The sequence below is a fragment of the Bacillus cereus group sp. MG4 genome, assembly GCF_040460055.1.
GTDB lineage: Bacteria > Bacillota > Bacilli > Bacillales > Bacillaceae_G > Bacillus_A > Bacillus_A wiedmannii.
Genome location: NZ_JARVGZ010000001.1, coordinates 3445001 through 3463789, shown reverse-complemented (window position 1 = coordinate 3463789; position 18789 = coordinate 3445001). Strand labels below are relative to the sequence as shown.

Genomic DNA, 18789 nt, shown 5'->3' with positions numbered 1-18789 from the left:
TAGTAGAGGTTATCGCTTACAAAAGATTACTTAACTAGGGCAATTACTTCGATTTCAATTGAAACATCTTTCGGTAATTTTGCTACTTGTACACAAGAACGTGCTGGCTTATGAGTAGAGAAATAAGAGCCGTATACTTCATTAACAGCATTAAAATCATCCATATCTTTTAAGAATACTGTTGTTTTTACTACTGTATCAAATGAAGCACCTGCTTCTTCTAATACCGCTTGTAAATTTTGAAATACTTGCTCTGTTTGTACTGTCACGTCTCCTGCTACAAGCTCTCCACTTGCAGTTAACGGAATTTGTCCTGAACTGTAAAACATATTATTTACAATAATCCCTTGTGAATATGGTCCAATTGCTTGTGGTGCATTGCTTGTTTGAACAACTTTCATATTTTTTCACCCTTTTATTATTTATTTTTACTCTTTAAAAATAGTGCACGAAAAGCAGTTTGTCCATCTATTTTATAATTTATAAATAGAGTAAAAAAAAGATAAAGCGATCTGCTTTACCTTTTTACTCAGCCTCTACAAGCCCTTCATCAAATGGTGCCAGTGAATAATTTCCCTTTTCCACTTGAATCGCCTTTTCTTTCACATCAACTTCTGATAGACGAATTAATGATACAAAATTATTAATTAGTCGTTCTTCAATATCCGTAGATTCTACTAATACACCAATACCAACAACATTAGCCTTAAACTCTTCTAACATACTCATCATACCTTGAATTGTCCCGCCGGCTTTCATGAAGTCATCAATAATTAAAACATTTGATCCCTCTGGAAGGCTACGCTTTGCTAACGTCATTGTTTGAATTCGCTTAGAAGAACCTGATACATAGTTAATACTAACAGTTGGGCCTTCTGTTACCTTATTATCTTTCCTTGCAATTACTACCGGTACATCTAAGTAATTTGCCACCGCATAAGCAAGTGGAATCCCCTTCGTTGCCACCGTCATAACCGCATCAATTGATTGCCTAGCAAAAACAGAAGCAAACAAACGACCTGCGCCATTAATATGGCGAGGATTACTTAAAAGATCTGTCATATATAAGTAACCACCAGGCAAAATACGATCTGGATTTTCAAATAAGCTACAAAGCTCACCAATAATTAGATCTGCCTCTTCCTCACTTATATATGGTATATATTTCACTCCTCCTGCTGCTCCTGGTACCGTTTGCAATGTGCCGACCCCTTGTTGTTCAAACGTTTGCTTAATAATAACTAAATCTTCACTAATGGAAGACTTAGCTGATTGATACCTTTCAGCAAAAAAAGTGAGAGAAACTAGCTGACGAGGGTTTTGTAACAAGTAATACGTCATATCGACTAATCTTGTACTTCGTCTAATTTTCATACTCTCACCTCAAATCACGAATATTCTAAACAAATCATAACGTATTATACGTCTTTATTCAAGCGTTTCTCGCTCTCCTAATAAACGTACTGCGTATACTTGTTCACAAAATCCTTTTAATCCGTTATATATACGATGCATTCGCGAATCATGGTGCACAAGACCAAATACGGTTGGGCCACTTCCACTCATTAATACGGCATCCGCCCCAAATCGCTTCATCTGTGCCTTAATACGTGCAACTTCAGGATGCATCGCAAACGTTACATCTTCTAAAACATTACCAACAGTATCACAAATCCCTTTGTAGTCCCCAGCATTTATGACGTTAACCATTTTATCTACATTTGGATGTGTAACTCGATTTAACTTTAAATTTCCATACACATCAGCAGTAGATACACCAATATGGGGTTTTGCTAAAATAACCCAACAAGAAGGTGGAGTTTTTATGTGCTCAATTTGCTCTCCTCTTCCAGTGGCAATTGCTGTCCCACCATATACACAAAACGATACATCTGATCCGATTTTTGCGCCAAGCTCTGCTAACTGATCAATTGTAAGCCCTAAATTCCATAATTTATTAAGGCCACGTAATGTCGCTGCTGCATCACTACTTCCACCTGCTAATCCAGCTGCTACTGGAATCGTTTTTTCAATAGTAATAGATACGCCTTTTTTCACATTAAACTTCTCTTTTAATAATTTCGCTGCTTGATAAGCTAAATTTCTTTGGTCGTCTGGGACATACCGATTATGGGATAAAATTTCAATACGGTCTTCTGCTAATTCCATTAGTTCTAAACGATCCGCTAAATCAATTGTTGTCATAATCATTTTCACTTCATGATATCCGTCTTGTCTTTTTCCCAGTACATCTAACGACAGATTAATCTTTGCTGGTGCTTTCACTAGTAGCTTCAATCTATTCACCCACTCTATGTACTCAATCTTTTATCGTTTATTTTACCATAAATTTATAGTAAGACGATGACACTTCCCTAATTATAACGAAAAGCATTCAGAATGAAACTACTTATGTAAAATGATGGCACCTTTTCGAGTACAAAAAGCCGAGGAATCACTCCTCGGCTACCGTAGCATAGAAAGTATCTTACAACTACTGGTTTTGTTTCATTAATTGCTTTTCTGCAATTTCTATAGCACGTTTCACCATGTTACCAGCATCTTTCGCACGAATTCCGCCCCAGCCTTCTTTCTGAACAACATCATAAAAGCCTAGCTCTTTTGCAAGCTCTTCTTTAAATTGATTTGACATGACACCTCTTCGTCTACTCAATGCAGAGTCCCTCCTTATTTTGCTACGGTATAATTAGTATGCAAAATAATATAGCTTTTCATTTGTGGGAATATATGTAACGATACATGAATTATAAAATCACTTCATTATGAGGTTCACCATAAAACGTTAACTCTACTGTCTCTGTTAAAACATCCGCATAGCTATATGATACACGTTGCAACGCATCTTCTTGCTGATCCAATTGTACAACAAAAACAGAACGGTACGTTTCTGCAAGTACACCTGATTGTTCTACTGTTTTTCTTCTCCCACTATTTGCCTTTAACATCAGTCTCTGTCCAAGATGGTGATCTAATTCGCTTTTAATTTCATCTAAACGTTTTGACATATACTTCGTTACACCTCGCTGTAATTTAGATTGAACACTTAAAACACGATATATCTATCCCAATTATTAACCGTAACTCACAGACAATATCATTATAAAAGCATCATGCGTTCAAATAGATAGAAGAAATACTATATTGTAAAAGTATCATTATGTAGTCTGCGCGTTCTTGTCTCTTTTTATCCAAGCTGATTTAAATCCTTCCCATACAAAAAAGCAAGATACATATGTACCTTGCTTATTCTTCATAATGTTGAAAGGGTAATCCAGTTCTTAAAATCCCCCTCGTCTCAATCCCGCCAAGTCCCTTTTCGCCGGTAATCGTATTACGTACAACATCCCATACATTTACTCTTTCCATAAATGACGTAAAACTAATTTTACCAACCACATATACAGGATCTAGTGCATGAATATTAATTCTAGATGGTGAACTAGCAAAGTTAGCACCTGCTCGAATTAATGCTTCAAAGTGTGATTGGCATGCCCCAGCAAAAATAACGAGTTGATCCAATGATGGATATTTTTTTCTCACTTCTCGAACAGCCTGTACAAAATGCCTTGAATGCCTATATGCTGCTAAATCTCCCTTTACCCCTTTTGATTTCGTATATGCATCGTGCCCCGTAATAACTAAAATGTCTGGACGAAAATGATCTATTAAATCTACTACCTTTTCATGCATCTCTGTTTCTTTACAATGAATACCTTGTACAGGAACACCAATTTTATTATATAAGTCTAAGCACTTGCGCAAATATAACGGGTCCCCATCTATATGCAATACACGTCCTGGCATTTGAAAATAATTCACCTCACTTGTATATCCACCCGTTGAAGTGTGTTCATGCCTTTGTTTCATTAATACATAATCTTGTTGAAACAAACGATACGTACGCTCCATCGTTTCTTTCTCACGCTTCGCTCTTTTTTTATGCTCTCGTTGATCTATACTAATTAAATCTTCAAGTGGCGCATCTGCCACCAGTCTAATTTCCTCTCCAAATAATATAGCTATCTCGCCTTTTATTTCTATAATACGAAAAAGAATATCCCTATTATGAGAATATCGTTCCACTAATTCTCCAACATGTAAAGCCATTCTCCTACCTCCAAACTCGTTAGGCCATCTTACCTGTTTTTAAAGTATGAATGTAGGAGAGGAAAGGTGACAAAAGGGACAGTTCAAGTTGAACTGTCCCTTTTCTATTCTTATGACAATTTATGAAGAACTAATGCATTACTTAATGTTGCAAACTCCTCTATAGATAGCGTTTCGCCTCTTCGTTTTGGATCAATTCCTACTTCTGTTAAAATTCGATCCAACAGCTCTTTATCTTTCGGGAAACCATTTAAATTATTTGATAAATTATTCATTAAAGTTTTACGACGCTGTGCAAAACTTGCTCGTACTACTTCAAAGAAGAATGTCTCATCTGTTACTTCTACAACCGGTTTCGGGCGCTTTAGGAGACGAATAATCGCAGAATCAACATTTGGTTGTGGCACAAACACTGTACGTGGTACAGTCATAACTGTTTCTACCTCTGTATAATACTGAATAGCAATGGATAAAGAACCATACTCTTTCGTTCCAGGTTTAGCAGCTAAACGATCTCCAACTTCTTTTTGCATCATAACAACAAATCCACGAACCGGTAATTTCTCTTCCAACAATTTAAATAAAATTGGCGTTGTAATATAGTACGGTAAGTTCGCTACTACCATTACATCTTGCCCTTCCTCAAATTGCTCACTAAACACCTCATGTACATCTGCCTTTAGTACGTCTTTATTTATAACTGTAACGTTGCTATATGGCGCTAACGTCTCATCTAAAATCGGTAATAATCTCTGATCAATTTCAAAAGCCACTACTTTTTTAGCACGCTTCGCTAATTGTTCTGTTAACGCACCGATACCTGGTCCAATTTCAATTGCACCACTTTCTGAACCAATTTCAGCGTGATCGACAATACGATTTAATACATTCGTATCAATTAAAAAATTTTGTCCTAAACTTTTTTTGAATGAAAATCCATACTTTTCAACAATGTCTTTCGTACGATTTGGCGTTGCGATATCCTTCATTTTCTTTCCTCCTGTATGACTTGCTTATAAGCTTCTGCAAACGATTCTTTTGAAACTTGAAACATTTGTAAACGTTTATGTAACTGTTTTGCGTTTGTATAACCAATCTTTAATAGCTTACCCATTCTTTCTCTGCGACTCTTTGCCATTTCTCCGCCCACTAAGCCTGCATCGACTAAATCGCTCCAACTAATTTCACTTGTGTAAGCTTCCATTTCTTCATGTATATTCTCTAAAGCACGGCGAATTGATTCATTAGAAGCATGTTCAATCCCGACACCCTTTTTCCTTTTGGCAAGTGCTTCTTCCTTCGGTAAAAAAGCATGTTTACATCCAGGCACCTTATCAGAAATAATTTTTCGAATACGCTCTCCAGGATAATCCGGATCTGTGAAAATAATAACGCCCCGTTTTTGTAGCGCTAATTTAACTTGCTCAATAACATGATCACCGATTGCTGAACCGTTTGTTTCAATTGTATCCGCATCAACAGCACGCTTAATCGCAACTGTATCATCTTTACCTTCTACAACGATAATCTCTTTAATTTTCATGCTTGCCTCCACACTCGTTTCGTCTCTACTTAGTAAAACAAAAAAATGACGACTTTTCCATTATTATTTTCCCCATTCTTACATTTTAAAAAATAGAATGTCCCAAACTTTGTTCTCTCTTCTTATTGTAACACTTCCTCATTCGCCCTTATTTTTTCACAAAAATAAAAAAGAATGGGTTCTCCCACTCCTTTTTATTCAACACCAAATAAAGCTTTTGCATTTTTTGTTGTTATTTCTGCTACTTCCTCATAAGAAATTCCTTTTAAATTCGCAATTTCTTCTGCTACGAGTTTTACATAACTCGGTTCATTTCGTTTTCCTCGAAATGGATGTGGTGTTAAATATGGACAATCTGTCTCTATTAACAATTTCTCTAATGGAATCTCCACAGCAACTTCTTTCGGCTTCTTAGCATTTTTAAATGTAACTGGTCCGCCTAACGAAATTAAAAAGTTCATATCAACACATCGCTCTGCTACTTCTACGCTGCCGCTAAAGCAATGCATAATGCCTCCCACTTCAGCTGCATTCTCTTCTTCTAGAATATCAACAATATCTTGAGTTGCATCGCGGTTATGTATAATAATCGGCAATTTCACCTTTTTGGCTAATGCAATTTGTTTACGGAATACTTCCTTCTGTATTTCTTTTGGAGACTTATCCCAATGATAATCTAATCCCATCTCTCCAAGTGCAACGACTTTAGGATGAGAAGCAAGTTCTTCTAACCAAACTAGATGTTCTTCTGTCATGTCAATTGCATCAACTGGATGCCATCCAACTGCAGCGTAAATAAAATCATAAGTTTCAGCTAATTCAATCGCCTTTTTTATCGTTACTTCATCAAAACCAACAACAACTGTATAGGTAACTCCCGCTTCTTTCATTCGTGCAATAACTTCTTGCAAATCTTCTTCAAATTGCTCTGCATTCAAATGTGAATGTGTATCAAACAACATAATACATAACTCCTTTTATATTGAAATCAAGTTTATTCTAAAAAATAAGCTCTTTAATAACTTAACGATAACAATACTATAATTTTAATGCAAAAATAGAGAGTGTAAAAAGAAAAAAGACGCTTCACACATGTTACACGTGAAACATCTCTTTTCTTGTCTTAATTACTTGATTTTTGTACCGTTTGGTAGATTTTGGTCGATTGATGCTAATGATAATACGCCATTCTCTTCACCCGCTAAAATCATACCTTGTGATAATTCACCGCGTAATTTTACAGGTTTTAAGTTTGTTACACAAATAACCTTTTTACCTTTTAGGTCTTCCGGCGAATAGAATTTTGCAATTCCTGAAACAACTTGACGCTTTTCTGTACCTAAATCCAGCTGAATTTTTAACAACTTATCTGCTTTTTTCACAGGTTCAGCTGATAGTACTTCAGCTACGCGTAATTCTACTTTAAAGAAATCATCAATTGTAATTTCTTCTGCTTTCGGTTCTTCTTCTTTTTTCTCTTCTACTTTAGGAGCAGAGCTTTTCATTTGTTCTTTAATGTAACCTACTTCTACTTCCATTTCTAAACGCGGGAAAATCGGGTTTCCTTTTTCTACTTTTGTTCCAACTGGAATACAGCCAATTGTAGATAGGCTTTCCCAAGATTTATGTGCCTCTTCAGTAAGTCCAAGCTGAGCAAACATCTTACTTGGTGCTACTGTTAGGAACGGCATAAGCATAATACCTGTTTGACGAAGCACCTCTGCTAAGTGAGCCATTACAGAAGCTAATTTTTCACGATCATTCTCATCTTTCGCTAATACCCATGGTTGTGTTTCATCAATATATTTATTTGCACGGCTAACCAATTGCCAAATTGAGCTTAGCGCTACAGAGAATTCCATATTCTCCATTGCCTCTTCTACTTTTTTCAATGTATCTTTTGCAAACATTACTAACGTTTCATCGAATTCCGTTACATTAGCTTTAAATGCAGGGATTTCTCCGTTAAAGTACTTATCAATCATAGCTACTGTACGATTTAATAAGTTACCTAAGTCATTTGCTAAATCGAAATTAATGCGCTCCACAAATCCTTCTGGTGTGAATACGCCATCAGATCCGAATGGAACTTCACGAAGTAAGTAATAACGTAATGCATCTAATCCGTAACGATCGATTAAAGTAACTGGATCTACTACGTTTCCTTTTGACTTACTCATCTTTCCATCTTTCATTAAAATCCAACCATGAGCAAAGATTTTTTTCGGAAGAGGTAAATCTAATGCCATTAAAATGATTGGCCAATAAATTGTATGGAAACGAACGATTTCTTTTCCAACTAAATGTACATCAGCTGGCCAGAATTTCTTATACATCTCTTCATTTTCTGTTCCATAACCTAATGCTGTAATGTAGTTAGATAATGCGTCAACCCATACGTAAATAACGTGTTTCGGGTTACCTGGAACACGAACTCCCCAGTCAAATGAAGTACGAGAAACAGCTAAATCTTCTAGGCCTGGTTTAATGAAGTTATTAATCATCTCATTCTTACGAGACTCTGGCTGAATGAAATGTGGATTATCTTCATAGAATTTTAATAGTCTGTCGACATATTTACCCATTCTAAAGAAATACGATTCTTCACGAACAAGTTCTACATCATGACCACTATCAGGGCTTTTTCCTCCAACTACTTTTTCACCTTCCATAATTGGATCTACTAATTGATGCTCTGTATAGAATGTCTCATCTTGTACAGAATACCAACCTTCATATTCATCAAGATAAATATCACCTTGATCTACTAGTTGCTTGAAGATTTTTTCAACAACATCTTTATGACGATCTTCAGTTGTACGAATAAAATCATCATAAGAGATATCCATTTTCTCCCAAAGCTCTTTAATTCCTGCAACAATGTTATCCACATATGCTTGTGGTGTAACATTTAATTCTTCTGCTTTCTTTTGGATCTTCTGTCCATGCTCATCAGTTCCTGTTAAATAATGAACATTGTATCCTTGCATACGCTTATATCGTGCCATCGCATCTCCTGCTACTGTTGTATAAGCATGTCCAATGTGTAATTTTCCACTTGGATAATAAATTGGGGTAGTAATATAAAAGGACTTATTTTCCTCTGTCATTGTTTTGGACCTCCCGGATAACCTCATATGTATTTATAAATAGTATATCAAAAACTTATATATAAAGTGAAACTTTAATCTGTGGGGGTTTTGTTCACTCCCGCGGATTATTTGCCCGCACCAATCAGGCTTTTACGAGCAATCCGACTCCAACTTAACTTCTTTGCTCCAGCCAAATTTTAAATTTAGAATCTTACTGCTTGGCAAATAGCGGGATAAAAACGAGTTAATACTTAATATCTTTATCATCTATTGCTCATATTTCAAGAAAATATACAGTCCTTACTTACAATCTATAAATTTTTCTGAAAATAAAGTGAAATAATAGTAGAAATTACTCTCATTCTATTATATATAAGAAGTAAGAAATCTATAAATCTTTTTAAAAAATATAGAATTAAAGAATTGACGGAAATGTAAATGATTGGTATCATATGTCCATAGGGTATTTTGTCGAAAAATGACGAATCTAGAAAATAGACTCGAAACTTATAAACTATTTCTTTAGGAGGAAAAGAATTATGAAATCTACTGGTATCGTTCGTAAAGTTGATGAATTAGGTCGTGTAGTAATTCCAATCGAATTACGCCGTACTTTAGGTATTGCAGAAAAGGATGCTCTTGAAATCTACGTTGATGACGAGAAAATCATCTTAAAAAAATATAAGCCAAACATGACTTGCCAAGTAACTGGTGAAGTATCTGATGGTAACCTATCTTTAGCTGAAGGTAAAATTATCTTAAGCAAAGAAGGCGCTGAGCGAATCTTAAACGAACTTCAAGATTATATCGAAACAGCAAAATAAGCTTCTCAATTATGAGAAGCTTATTTTTTATCGACATGATAGATTTGATATACATCGCGTTTCGACAAATCTCGATCTTTAGCGACTGTTTTTATTGCCTCTTTTGAATTCATACCTTTTTCGTTTATATAATGTTCAATGTGATCATATACCGAAATAGATTCCCACCATTGTTCTTCCGGGGTAGGTTCTTCCGTTGAACCAGCTACTAAAATACAAAACTCGCCACGAACTTCATTTTGTTTCGTCCACTCAATCGCTTCCTCAACTGTTCCACGAATAAATTCCTCAAATTTTTTCGTTAACTCTCGACATAATACAATTTCTCTATTTCCTAACACTTCTTGCATCGAGATTAAAGTATCATCTAAACGATGGGGCGCTTCATAAAACATCATTGTAGTTTGTACATAACGAAGCTTCTCTAACTCCATTTTTCTTTCTTTTTTATTTCTTTGTAAAAATCCATAGAAATAAAATTGTTTTGTTTCAAGACCTGATGCAATTAATGCTGTAAGGGCTGCATTTGCCCCAGGAAGCGGGATTACATGATACTGTTCTGCTACAGCCTCTACAACAATATCGTAACCTGGATCGGAAATACAAGGCATACCAGCATCACTAACAAGTGCTACAGTCTTTCCTTCTTCTAACTTCCCTAATATTTTCTTACCACTTACTTCCTTATTATGCTCATGGTAACTCATAACAGGGGTTTCAATTTCGAAATAATTACAAAGTTTTTTCGTTTGTCTCGTATCTTCAGCAGCAATTAAATCAGCTTCTTTTAAAATTCGGATTGCACGAAATGTCATATCTTCTAAATTTCCAATAGGAGTTGGTACTAAATATAAAACTCCCTTTTCATTTTGTTGAAAGCTTTTTTGTTGCCACATAGCGTTCTCCTTTTTGCATATATTCTTCTTTTTGTTTTCTATTTAACTGCTTAAAATAATACTCTGCTTGCATAGCTGTACGCTTATCTTCATGAAATTCTATGTATTTTAAAACAACAGGAAGTCTGGCACGCGTATACCTAGCCCCTTTTCCACTATTATGGGTCTGAATCCGCTTCTCTATATGATTTGTATATCCAGCATAATAACTTCCGTCAGAGCACTCTACTACATAAAAACAATGCTTATTCTTCTCCATATAAAATTGAACGAATCTCCTTTGTATATTCATTATTTGCTTCATATACAAAAAGAGGGGGCAATATTTTCAAATCTGCGTTTCCATCCTTAATTCCTTCAATTAACAATGTATTCGCTTCTTTCCCTGCCTTAGGATAAACAAATCGTACACGCTTTGGTTCAATTTTGTATTTACGCATTAATGTAACAATATCTAGCAAACGACCTGGACGATGTACAAATGCTACTTTCCCACCTTGCTTTACTAACTGACTACTTGCAGATACAACATCCTCTAATGTACACATAATTTCATGACGAGCTATCGCTAAATGTTCATTCATATTTTTCTCAGAAGTTGCAGGTGTTTGAAAATAAGGGGGATTACATGTAACTACATCATATTGATGACGTCCAAGTTTCTCCGGCATATCTTTCAAATCCCCATGTATTAAGTGAATTCTTTCTTCTAACTTATTGTATTGAACGCTTCTGATTCCCATATCATATAAACGTTCTTGAATTTCTACACCTGTAATGTTTCCCTTTGTTCTTGTACTTAATAAAAGGGGGACAACTGCGTTACCTGTACACAGATCAAGTACATTACCTTTTTGAATCGGCACCCAAGCAAAGTCTGCAAGTAAAACAGCATCTAACGAGAAATTGAATACTGATGGGCTTTGTACAATCTTCATATCTTGCGCTAATAAGTAATCTAAACGTTCATCTTCATATAAATTCATATGTTACTCCTTTTCTTACACTTAACCTACCCTATTTCATCTTCTACTAATAAAAAACATATTTCATTCTACTCTCATGTATAAAAAATTACCTTTCCAATTATCATTGGAAAGGTAATTTCACTTTTTATTTAAAAATGACAGGCAGAATAAACAATCTCCCTCTTTACGTACACTTCCATAATGCAGATTACAAATATGAAAACCTTCTTGATATAGCCTTGCTAAATTATCATAGCCTTCGCCAATATCAGTTGTCTTCGGCTTCACTTCTTTACGTTTTTGAGTTTTTTGTTTTTCCTTAATCTGCACTTCTTCAAAGCGGTGTCGCAAATTTTCATTTTCCATTTTTATATGTTGGTTCTCTTCCAACAACTCTGCAAGATGTTGTTTTAATTCTCCCAACTGTTTGTATAAATGTCCAATTTGCTCTTCCATACTAGAAACCGATGCAAAAATATCTTTTTTCTCCACAAGCACCCACCTCATTAATCTGTGGTTTGACTCGAAACGACCCCTTTATTCACTAACTCATCTAACGTATATTCTACTATCCGTTCCTTGTCTACTAGTTCCACTTGAATTAATCTTTCTAAAATATTTAATCCGATAACACGGCCAGTACCATGCGGGGTTTGTATACGTTGATCTAAATCAGGAAGTTGTTCCTTTGCTGCCTCATATTCATCATTCTCATATTTTAAGCAACACATTAAGCGACCACATAAACCAGAGATTTTTGCAGGATTTAATGATAAATTTTGATCCTTTGCCATCTTAATGGATACAGGTTCAAAATCTCCTAAAAAAGTAGAACAACAAAGCATACGACCACACGGACCAATACCACCAAGCATCTTCGCTTCATCACGAACACCAATTTGTCTTAGTTCAATTCTTGTCCTAAAAATTGCCGCTAAGTCCTTCACTAGTTCGCGGAAATCAATCCGACCATCCGCAGTAAAGTAGAAAATAATCTTATTGCGATCGAACGTATACTCTACATCTACAAGTTTCATATCAAGATTATGCTCTACTACCTTTTGCTGACAAACTTGATATGCTTCTTTTGCAGCATGTTTGTTCTCTTCAACAATGGTACGATCATTTTCATTTGCAATACGAATAACCTTTTTTAGCGGTAATACAACGTCGTTTTCATCAACTTGCTTTTTGGTAATAACTACTTTTCCGTACTCAATACCTCTTACTGTTTCTACAATTACAAACTCATTTTCAGAGATATCGAACTGATTCGGATCGAAGTAATACACCTTTCCGGCCTTCTTAAAGCGAACACCTACTACATCATACAAAACGGTCATCCCTCCTGCAACCGCAACACTAACTGTTCGAACACAAGCTGCGCATTTACATTAGCGTTGATTCTATTTTTTGCCTCTAATATATTAAAGAGAGCTGATACAATGCGCTTCTGAGCATAGGAGAAAGATTCAAACATCTCTTTCTGCTCATGAAAAACAAGACGATCTTCTTCTCCAAGTTGAACATATAATAAATCCTTATAAATAAGGAGCAACATATCTAAACCTTGCTGTAATTGTTCTTTCTCTCTAAAGTGTTTCCCCCATTTTTCTTGTACAAAAAAAATAGAGGCTTTATCCTTTTCGAGCGCTTCACATAATTTTATCACTAAAGCTCGTGCTTGTGCAAACCATTCATCACTACATAAAGCTAAAGCTTCATCAAAACTATTCGTGAGTTGCGCAGCAAGTGTCGATAAAGATGCCGTAATATCTTCATCCTGTAATCTTCTAATTAAAGATTCCGTAGGTAACGGTCTAAATGTAACAACTTGACAGCGAGATAAAATCGTATTTAAAATTTGATGACTTTGTTCAGTAAGTAAAATAGCTGTTGTATCACTACTTGGTTCTTCTAAAAATTTTAAAAGTGTATTCGCTGCATTTGCTGTCATACGATCTGCGTGCTCAATAATATATACTTTTTTATTTGCTTCTAATCCTGTTTTTGAAAACTCTTCTTGTAAATCATGAATTTGCTGTTTCTTAATAGATAATCCGTCTGGTTTTACAATATGTAAGTTAGGGTGGTTACCTGAATCAATTCGCTTACAATTTGTACATACGTGACAAGGCTCTACCCCATTCCGCCCAGAACAGAGGAAACTCTTTGCCATTTGAATTGCCGTTGCAAACTTTCCAGTCCCTTTCCCTCCCTCTAACAAGTAAGCGTGGGATATACGCTCTTTTGCAATGCTATTCATCAACATTTTTACACCGATGGGTTGTATAGCAGAAAGCTGCTCCCACGTCTTCGTCATAATGCATACCTCACTTATTTCATTCTTTCCTTCTATTATAACAATTTATCTTCTATAATCTGAACAACTTCTTCTATAAGTTTTTCCATTGGTTGATCAGCATTTACCAATACAATACGATCTGAGAAACGTTCTACAACTTGTAAATATCCTTCACGGACACGTTTATGGAAAGAGATATCTTCCATATCTAATCGATTTACTTCACGTCCTGCATCTTTTTCAATGCGAGCTAAACCAATCTCTGGTTCAATGTCTAGGTAAATTGTTAAACTAGGCATACAGTCCTCTGTTGCGAAACGATTTATTTCAAATACTTTATCCATACCTAACCCTCTTGCATATCCTTGATACGCTAAAGAGCTATCTATAAAACGATCACATAATACAAGGTAGTCCTCGTTAAGTGCCGGCATAACCTTTTCCACCAAATGTTGTCTACGTGCAGCAGCATACAGAAGCGCCTCTGTACGTGCTTCCATCATCGTATATTCTTGTTTATGTAAAATTGTTCTAATATCCTCTGAAATTGCAATGCCACCTGGTTCTCTCGTCGCCATTACCTTTTGTTCTTTTTGTTCAAAGTACGGCAATAAACTTTTAATTAACGTTGTCTTACCCGAACCTTCTGGACCTTCAATTGTTACAAATAATCCCTTCATCCTAAAACCTACTTTCTATATCATACACTTTCATATATTTCGTGCTACCTTGAAAACGAGCGCCTGATTGCTCTAAATACATAATTTGCTCTTTATGTTCTGAAGTAATTCTTTCTCCATACATAATCAATGGAATTCCAGGTGGGTACGGAATTACCATTTCTGCCGCTATCATCCCAACTGCTTCTTCTACAGATACTACTTTTGTTTCATATCCTTCCAGTTGTTTATATGTATACGGTAAAGGAGAAAATTCTCCTTTATAAGTATAACGAATAGATTCCTTCTTGTCTTTCACCTCATAATATCGCAATGCCCCTCGGATCATCTCTATAGCCTTCATATACTCCTTATTTACTTGCAAGGGCAAAATAAATAGGACATTATACGGATCCGCCATTTCTGTATATATACCGACCTTTTCAAATACAGACTGTAATTCGTACCCTGATAACTGACAACGTGTCTGTACAGTAACCTTTAAATGGTCTTGTAATGGATACTGTAAAATAGCTATTTGTGGAATAGAACACAATTCGTCTTTAAATCCCCGTAAAAACTCGACTATTTCATCATGTCCCTTTTCTTTTATACGTGCTATTGTAAAGCGTGCAATATCAAGAGAAGTCATAATTGGATACGATGGACTACTAGATTGTAGCATACTTAAATAGGTAGAAACTTTTTCTTCTTTCACTAAGCAACTATTTATATGTAAATAGGACCCCATTGTCATCGCGGGTAATGTTTTATGTGCAGAATGAACTACAATATCTGCACCATATGCTAATGCTGACTTTGGAAATGCCCCTCCTAAACAAAAATGGGCTCCATGTGCTTCATCTACTAAAACGGGGATTTTATGTGCATGTGCATAAGCGATGCTTGCCTCCAGATCCATTCCCATACCATAATAATTAGGATGCGTTAAAATGAGTGCTTTAGCATTTGGATATTTTTCAATTGCTTCCTTAATAATTTCATCATGAATTCCCACTGGTACATTATAAGCTTCATCAATCCATGGATCTAAAAAAATTGGATTTGCGCCCGCTAATTTTAAACCATTAATAATTGATTTATGACAATTTCTTTGTACAAGAACAATATCATGTTCCCCACAACAAGACAAAATCATTGCTAGGTTCCCTACTGTTGAACCATTAATTAAAAAATAACTTTTTTTCACTCCATATACATCAGCTAATAACTGTTGTGCCTCATCTATACATTCAAACGGACTATGTAAATCATCTAAACCTGACAACTCAGTTACATCGATAGATAGTATATCTTTAAACTCCCCTACAGCTTCCTGAGGGAAGTTTAAACCATTTTTATGACCTGGAACATGAAAGGATAACGGCCCTCTTTCTTTAAACTCTGTTAATGCCTCATATAAAGGTATGCGATTTTGATTCATCTATATCTCTTCCTTATTATTTCATTCTTCCTCTATTATACAGAACAAAAAAAATAATAGGCATATGCCTATTTAAAAATATGATACTTCTAATTTCCGAAGCTGTTTTAAATAATATATATACTTCGGATCATTTGTCTCCGTATTCACCATATCCTTTTCACATTCATAACATATTAAATTATTATAAACATATATCCCTTCTTTTCTTTCTGTCTCACAAACAATACAAACTTCATTTTGTGCTTTCATAACCTTCCCTCCCTATTTAAATGGACATATTTTATACTTCTATTCCTTAACAATTTACAGAAAAATATACATCCACCTCTTATATAATATGATTAACCCTTGGGCAACGTGTTTGTATTACCATTACTTCTTTTTTCGTACTGTTTGAAAACACAAAAAAACACAAGTCAAAAGACTTGTGTTTTTAGTTGCTTGGCGACGTCCTACTCTCACAGGGACAAGGTCCCAACTACCATCGGCGCTAGAGAGCTTAACTTCCGTGTTCGGTATGGGAACGGGTGTGACCTCTCTGCCATCATCACCAAACTATGAAGGCATATTCCTTCAAAACTAGATAACATTTGCTTCATATTATATGGTTAAGTCCTCGATCTATTAGTATTCGTCAGCTCCACATGTCACCATGCTTCCACCTCGAACCTATCAACCTGATCATCTTTCAGGGATCTTACTAGCTTACGCTATGGGAAATCTCATCTTGAGGGGGGCTTCATGCTTAGATGCTTTCAGCACTTATCCCTTCCGCACATAGCTACCCAGCTATGCCCTTGGCAGAACAACTGGTACACCAGCGGTGCGTCCATCCCGGTCCTCTCGTACTAAGGACAGCTCCTCTCAAATTTCCTACGCCCACGACGGATAGGGACCGAACTGTCTCACGACGTTCTGAACCCAGCTCGCGTACCGCTTTAATGGGCGAACAGCCCAACCCTTGGGACCGACTACAGCCCCAGGATGCGATGAGCCGACATCGAGGTGCCAAACCTCCCCGTCGATGTGGACTCTTGGGGGAGATAAGCCTGTTATCCCCGGGGTAGCTTTTATCCGTTGAGCGATGGCCCTTCCATGCGGAACCACCGGATCACTAAGCCCGACTTTCGTCCCTGCTCGACTTGTAGGTCTCGCAGTCAAGCTCCCTTATGCCTTTGCACTCTACGAATGATTTCCAACCATTCTGAGGGAACCTTTGGGCGCCTCCGTTACACTTTAGGAGGCGACCGCCCCAGTCAAACTGCCCACCTGACACTGTCTCCCGGGTCGATAAGACCCGTAGGTTAGAATTTCAATACAGTCAGGGCGGTATCCCACCAGCGCCTCCACCGAAGCTAGCGCTCCGGTTTCAATGGCTCCCGCCTATCCTGTACAAACTGTACCAAAATTCAATATCAGGCTACAGTAAAGCTCCACGGGGTCTTTCCGTCCTGTCGCGGGTAACCTGCATCTTCACAGGTACTATAATTTCACCGAGTCTCTGGTTGAGACAGTGCCCAAATCGTTACACCTTTCGTGCGGGTCGGAACTTACCCGACAAGGAATTTCGCTACCTTAGGACCGTTATAGTTACGGCCGCCGTTTACTGGGGCTTCAGTTCAGAGCTTCGCTTACGCTAACCCCTCTCCTTAACCTTCCAGCACCGGGCAGGTGTCAGCCCCTATACTTCGCCTTACGGCTTCGCAGAGACCTGTGTTTTTGCTAAACAGTCGCTTGGGCCTATTCACTGCGGCTTTCCGTTAAGAAAGCACCCCTTCTCCCGAAGTTACGGGGTCATTTTGCCGAGTTCCTTAACCAGAGTTCTCTCGCACACCTTAGGATTCTCTCCTCGCCTACCTGTGTCGGTTTGCGGTACAGGCACCTTTTATCTCGCTAGAAGCTTTTCTTGGCAGCGGGGAATCAAAGACTTCGCTCCATAAGGAGCTTCCCCATCACAGCTCAGCCTTCACGATAAGCGGATTTGCCTACTTATCAGCCTAACTGCTTGGACGTGCACAACCAATCGCACGCTTCTTCTATCCTTCTGCGTCCCTCCATTGCTCAAACGATAAAGAGGTGGTACAGGAATATCAACCTGTTGTCCATCGCCTACGCCTGTCGGCCTCGGCTTAGGTCCTGACTAACCCTGAGCGGACGAGCCTTCCTCAGGAAACCTTAGGTATTCGGTGGACGGGATTCTCACCCGTCTTTCGCTACTCATACCGGCATTCTCACTTCTAAGCGCTCCACCAGTCCTTCCGGTCTGACTTCACTGCACTTAGAACGCTCCCCTACCACTGATACCATTGGTATCAATTCGCAGCTTCGGTGGTGTATTTAGCCCCGGTACATTTTCGGCGCAGAGTCACTCGACTAGTGAGCTATTACGCACTCTTTAAATGGTGGCTGCTTCTAAGCCAACATCCTAGTTGTCTAAGCAACTCCACATCCTTTTCCACTTAATACACACTTTGGGACCTTAGCTGGCGATCTGGGCTGTTTCCCTCTTGACTACGGATCTTATCACTCGCAGTCTGACTCCTAAGGATAAGTCATTGGCATTCGGAGTTTGACTGAATTCGGTAATCCGATGAGGACCCCTAGTTCAATCAGTGCTCTACCTCCAAGACTCTTACACTTAAGGCTAGCCCTAAAGCTATTTCGGGGAGAACCAGCTATCTCCAGGTTCGATTGGAATTTCTCCGCTACCCACACCTCATCCCCGCACTTTTCAACGTGCGTGGGTTCGGGCCTCCATTCAGTGTTACCTGAACTTCACCCTGGACATGGGTAGATCACCTGGTTTCGGGTCTACGACCACGTACTAAACGCCCTATTCAGACTCGCTTTCGCTGCGGCTCCGCCTCTTCAGCTTAACCTCGCACGGGATCGTAACTCGCCGGTTCATTCTACAAAAGGCACGCCAT

20 protein-coding genes and 2 rRNA genes (1 of these 22 running past the window's edge) are annotated in these 18789 nt (G+C 37.5%); 1 reads left to right on the top strand and 21 read right to left on the bottom strand.

Annotation, left to right across the window (positions count from 1 at the left end; all coding sequences use genetic code 11):
- Window positions 1-26: 26 nt before the first annotated feature.
- The 10 genes from QCI41_RS18205 to metG all read right to left on the bottom strand — a co-directional run bounded on the left by QCI41_RS18205 (window position 27) and on the right by metG (window position 8781).
- A complete protein-coding gene (locus tag QCI41_RS18205) occupies window positions 27-401 on the bottom strand; it encodes a RidA family protein (RefSeq protein WP_000869826.1) in 375 nt (124 codons plus the stop codon).
- Window positions 402-525: 124 nt separating this feature from the next.
- The gene (gene purR, locus QCI41_RS18200) at window positions 526-1374 is read right to left on the bottom strand and encodes a pur operon repressor (RefSeq protein ID WP_046954525.1); all 849 of its coding nucleotides are present in this window, start codon (window positions 1372-1374) and stop codon (window positions 526-528) included.
- Between the two features lie 54 nt (window positions 1375-1428).
- Window positions 1429-2298: a 4-(cytidine 5'-diphospho)-2-C-methyl-D-erythritol kinase gene (gene ispE / locus QCI41_RS18195; RefSeq protein WP_000772096.1), complete on the bottom strand. Its 870-nt coding sequence runs from the start codon at window positions 2296-2298 to the stop codon at window positions 1429-1431.
- A gap of 196 nt (window positions 2299-2494) precedes the next feature.
- Entirely contained in the window at window positions 2495-2674 is a 180-nt protein-coding gene (gene sspF, locus QCI41_RS18190) for an acid-soluble spore protein SspF (protein ID WP_080377448.1), read from the bottom strand.
- Window positions 2675-2765: 91 nt separating this feature from the next.
- On the bottom strand, window positions 2766-3026 hold the full coding sequence (veg, locus tag QCI41_RS18185) for a biofilm formation stimulator Veg (protein WP_000044349.1): 261 nt from the start codon (window positions 3024-3026) through the stop codon (window positions 2766-2768).
- A gap of 238 nt (window positions 3027-3264) precedes the next feature.
- A complete protein-coding gene (yabG, locus tag QCI41_RS18180) occupies window positions 3265-4128 on the bottom strand; it encodes a sporulation peptidase YabG (RefSeq protein ID WP_001173738.1) in 864 nt (287 codons plus the stop codon).
- A 110-nt stretch (window positions 4129-4238) separates the two neighbouring features.
- Complete coding sequence (gene rsmA, locus QCI41_RS18175) at window positions 4239-5117, bottom strand: 16S rRNA (adenine(1518)-N(6)/adenine(1519)-N(6))-dimethyltransferase RsmA (RefSeq protein ID WP_000651555.1); 879 nt, start codon at window positions 5115-5117, stop codon at window positions 4239-4241.
- The gene (rnmV, locus tag QCI41_RS18170) at window positions 5114-5671 is read right to left on the bottom strand and encodes a ribonuclease M5 (protein ID WP_000692830.1); all 558 of its coding nucleotides are present in this window, start codon (window positions 5669-5671) and stop codon (window positions 5114-5116) included. Before rnmV ends, rsmA begins: the two co-directional genes overlap by 4 nt.
- A 194-nt stretch (window positions 5672-5865) precedes the next feature.
- Complete coding sequence (locus tag QCI41_RS18165; protein ID WP_353836956.1) at window positions 5866-6633, bottom strand: TatD family hydrolase; 768 nt, start codon at window positions 6631-6633, stop codon at window positions 5866-5868.
- Between the two features lie 165 nt (window positions 6634-6798).
- Window positions 6799-8781, bottom strand: coding sequence for a methionine--tRNA ligase (gene metG, locus QCI41_RS18160; RefSeq protein WP_353836957.1), 1983 nt, complete (start codon window positions 8779-8781; stop codon window positions 6799-6801).
- A 521-nt stretch (window positions 8782-9302) separates the two neighbouring features.
- Between metG and QCI41_RS18155 the strand changes: the two genes are divergently transcribed.
- Entirely contained in the window at window positions 9303-9587 is a 285-nt protein-coding gene (locus QCI41_RS18155; RefSeq protein WP_000843039.1) for a transition state genes transcriptional regulator AbrB, read from the top strand.
- A gap of 20 nt (window positions 9588-9607) precedes the next feature.
- Here QCI41_RS18155 and rsmI read toward each other — a convergent pair whose 3' ends face one another.
- From rsmI to QCI41_RS18100, 11 genes are all read right to left on the bottom strand, one after another.
- Complete coding sequence (gene rsmI, locus QCI41_RS18150) at window positions 9608-10483, bottom strand: 16S rRNA (cytidine(1402)-2'-O)-methyltransferase (protein ID WP_353836958.1); 876 nt, start codon at window positions 10481-10483, stop codon at window positions 9608-9610.
- Entirely contained in the window at window positions 10452-10742 is a 291-nt protein-coding gene (locus QCI41_RS18145; RefSeq protein ID WP_000414343.1) for a GIY-YIG nuclease family protein, read from the bottom strand. Before QCI41_RS18145 ends, rsmI begins: the two co-directional genes overlap by 32 nt.
- Window positions 10729-11469 (bottom strand): tRNA1(Val) (adenine(37)-N6)-methyltransferase, encoded by a 741-nt coding sequence (locus QCI41_RS18140; RefSeq protein ID WP_088079977.1) that lies wholly within the window; start codon window positions 11467-11469, stop codon window positions 10729-10731. Before QCI41_RS18140 ends, QCI41_RS18145 begins: the two co-directional genes overlap by 14 nt.
- A gap of 120 nt (window positions 11470-11589) precedes the next feature.
- Window positions 11590-11943: a DNA replication initiation control protein YabA gene (gene yabA, locus QCI41_RS18135; protein ID WP_000412057.1), complete on the bottom strand. Its 354-nt coding sequence runs from the start codon at window positions 11941-11943 to the stop codon at window positions 11590-11592.
- A 14-nt stretch (window positions 11944-11957) separates the two neighbouring features.
- Window positions 11958-12785, bottom strand: a complete 828-nt coding sequence (locus QCI41_RS18130; protein ID WP_000272429.1) for a PSP1 domain-containing protein — start codon at window positions 12783-12785, stop codon at window positions 11958-11960.
- Between the two features lie 5 nt (window positions 12786-12790).
- Complete coding sequence (gene holB / locus QCI41_RS18125; RefSeq protein ID WP_353836959.1) at window positions 12791-13774, bottom strand: DNA polymerase III subunit delta'; 984 nt, start codon at window positions 13772-13774, stop codon at window positions 12791-12793.
- Window positions 13775-13809: 35 nt separating this feature from the next.
- Complete coding sequence (gene tmk / locus QCI41_RS18120) at window positions 13810-14436, bottom strand: dTMP kinase (RefSeq protein WP_000677225.1); 627 nt, start codon at window positions 14434-14436, stop codon at window positions 13810-13812.
- A 1-nt stretch (window position 14437) separates the two neighbouring features.
- Window positions 14438-15859 carry an aminotransferase class I/II-fold pyridoxal phosphate-dependent enzyme gene (locus QCI41_RS18115; RefSeq protein ID WP_353836960.1) on the bottom strand — a complete coding sequence of 474 codons (1422 nt, stop codon included), beginning with the start codon at window positions 15857-15859 and terminating at the stop codon, window positions 14438-14440.
- Between the two features lie 72 nt (window positions 15860-15931).
- Window positions 15932-16111 (bottom strand): sigma factor G inhibitor Gin, encoded by a 180-nt coding sequence (locus tag QCI41_RS18110; RefSeq protein WP_000647291.1) that lies wholly within the window; start codon window positions 16109-16111, stop codon window positions 15932-15934.
- Window positions 16112-16301: 190 nt separating this feature from the next.
- A 5S ribosomal RNA gene (gene rrf, locus QCI41_RS18105) occupies window positions 16302-16417 on the bottom strand.
- Window positions 16418-16466: 49 nt separating this feature from the next.
- Window positions 16467-18789, bottom strand: a 23S ribosomal RNA gene (locus tag QCI41_RS18100); it runs 599 nt beyond the window's last position.

Bases quoted from the DNA above. Each gene is read 5' to 3' on its own strand.
- QCI41_RS18205 (WP_000869826.1), bottom strand. From the start codon at position 401: ATGAAAGTTGTTCAAACAAGCAATGCACCACAAGCAATTGGACCATAT.
- purR (WP_046954525.1), bottom strand. From the start codon at position 1,374: ATGAAAATTAGACGAAGTACAAGATTAGTCGATATGACGTATTACTTG.
- veg (WP_000044349.1), bottom strand. From the start codon at position 3,026: ATGTCAAAACGTTTAGATGAAATTAAAAGCGAATTAGATCACCATCTT.
- yabG (WP_001173738.1), bottom strand. From the start codon at position 4,128: ATGGCTTTACATGTTGGAGAATTAGTGGAACGATATTCTCATAATAGG.
- rsmA (WP_000651555.1), bottom strand. From the start codon at position 5,117: ATGAAGGATATCGCAACGCCAAATCGTACGAAAGACATTGTTGAAAAG.
- rnmV (WP_000692830.1), bottom strand. From the start codon at position 5,671: ATGAAAATTAAAGAGATTATCGTTGTAGAAGGTAAAGATGATACAGTT.
- QCI41_RS18165 (WP_353836956.1), bottom strand. From the start codon at position 6,633: ATGTTGTTTGATACACATTCACATTTGAATGCAGAGCAATTTGAAGAA.
- metG (WP_353836957.1), bottom strand. From the start codon at position 8,781: ATGACAGAGGAAAATAAGTCCTTTTATATTACTACCCCAATTTATTAT.
- QCI41_RS18155 (WP_000843039.1), top strand. From the start codon at position 9,303: ATGAAATCTACTGGTATCGTTCGTAAAGTTGATGAATTAGGTCGTGTA.
- rsmI (WP_353836958.1), bottom strand. From the start codon at position 10,483: ATGTGGCAACAAAAAAGCTTTCAACAAAATGAAAAGGGAGTTTTATAT.
- QCI41_RS18145 (WP_000414343.1), bottom strand. From the start codon at position 10,742: ATGGAGAAGAATAAGCATTGTTTTTATGTAGTAGAGTGCTCTGACGGA.
- QCI41_RS18140 (WP_088079977.1), bottom strand. From the start codon at position 11,469: ATGAATTTATATGAAGATGAACGTTTAGATTACTTATTAGCGCAAGAT.
- holB (WP_353836959.1), bottom strand. From the start codon at position 13,774: ATGACGAAGACGTGGGAGCAGCTTTCTGCTATACAACCCATCGGTGTA.
- tmk (WP_000677225.1), bottom strand. From the start codon at position 14,436: ATGAAGGGATTATTTGTAACAATTGAAGGTCCAGAAGGTTCGGGTAAG.
- QCI41_RS18115 (WP_353836960.1), bottom strand. From the start codon at position 15,859: ATGAATCAAAATCGCATACCTTTATATGAGGCATTAACAGAGTTTAAA.
- QCI41_RS18110 (WP_000647291.1), bottom strand. From the start codon at position 16,111: ATGAAAGCACAAAATGAAGTTTGTATTGTTTGTGAGACAGAAAGAAAA.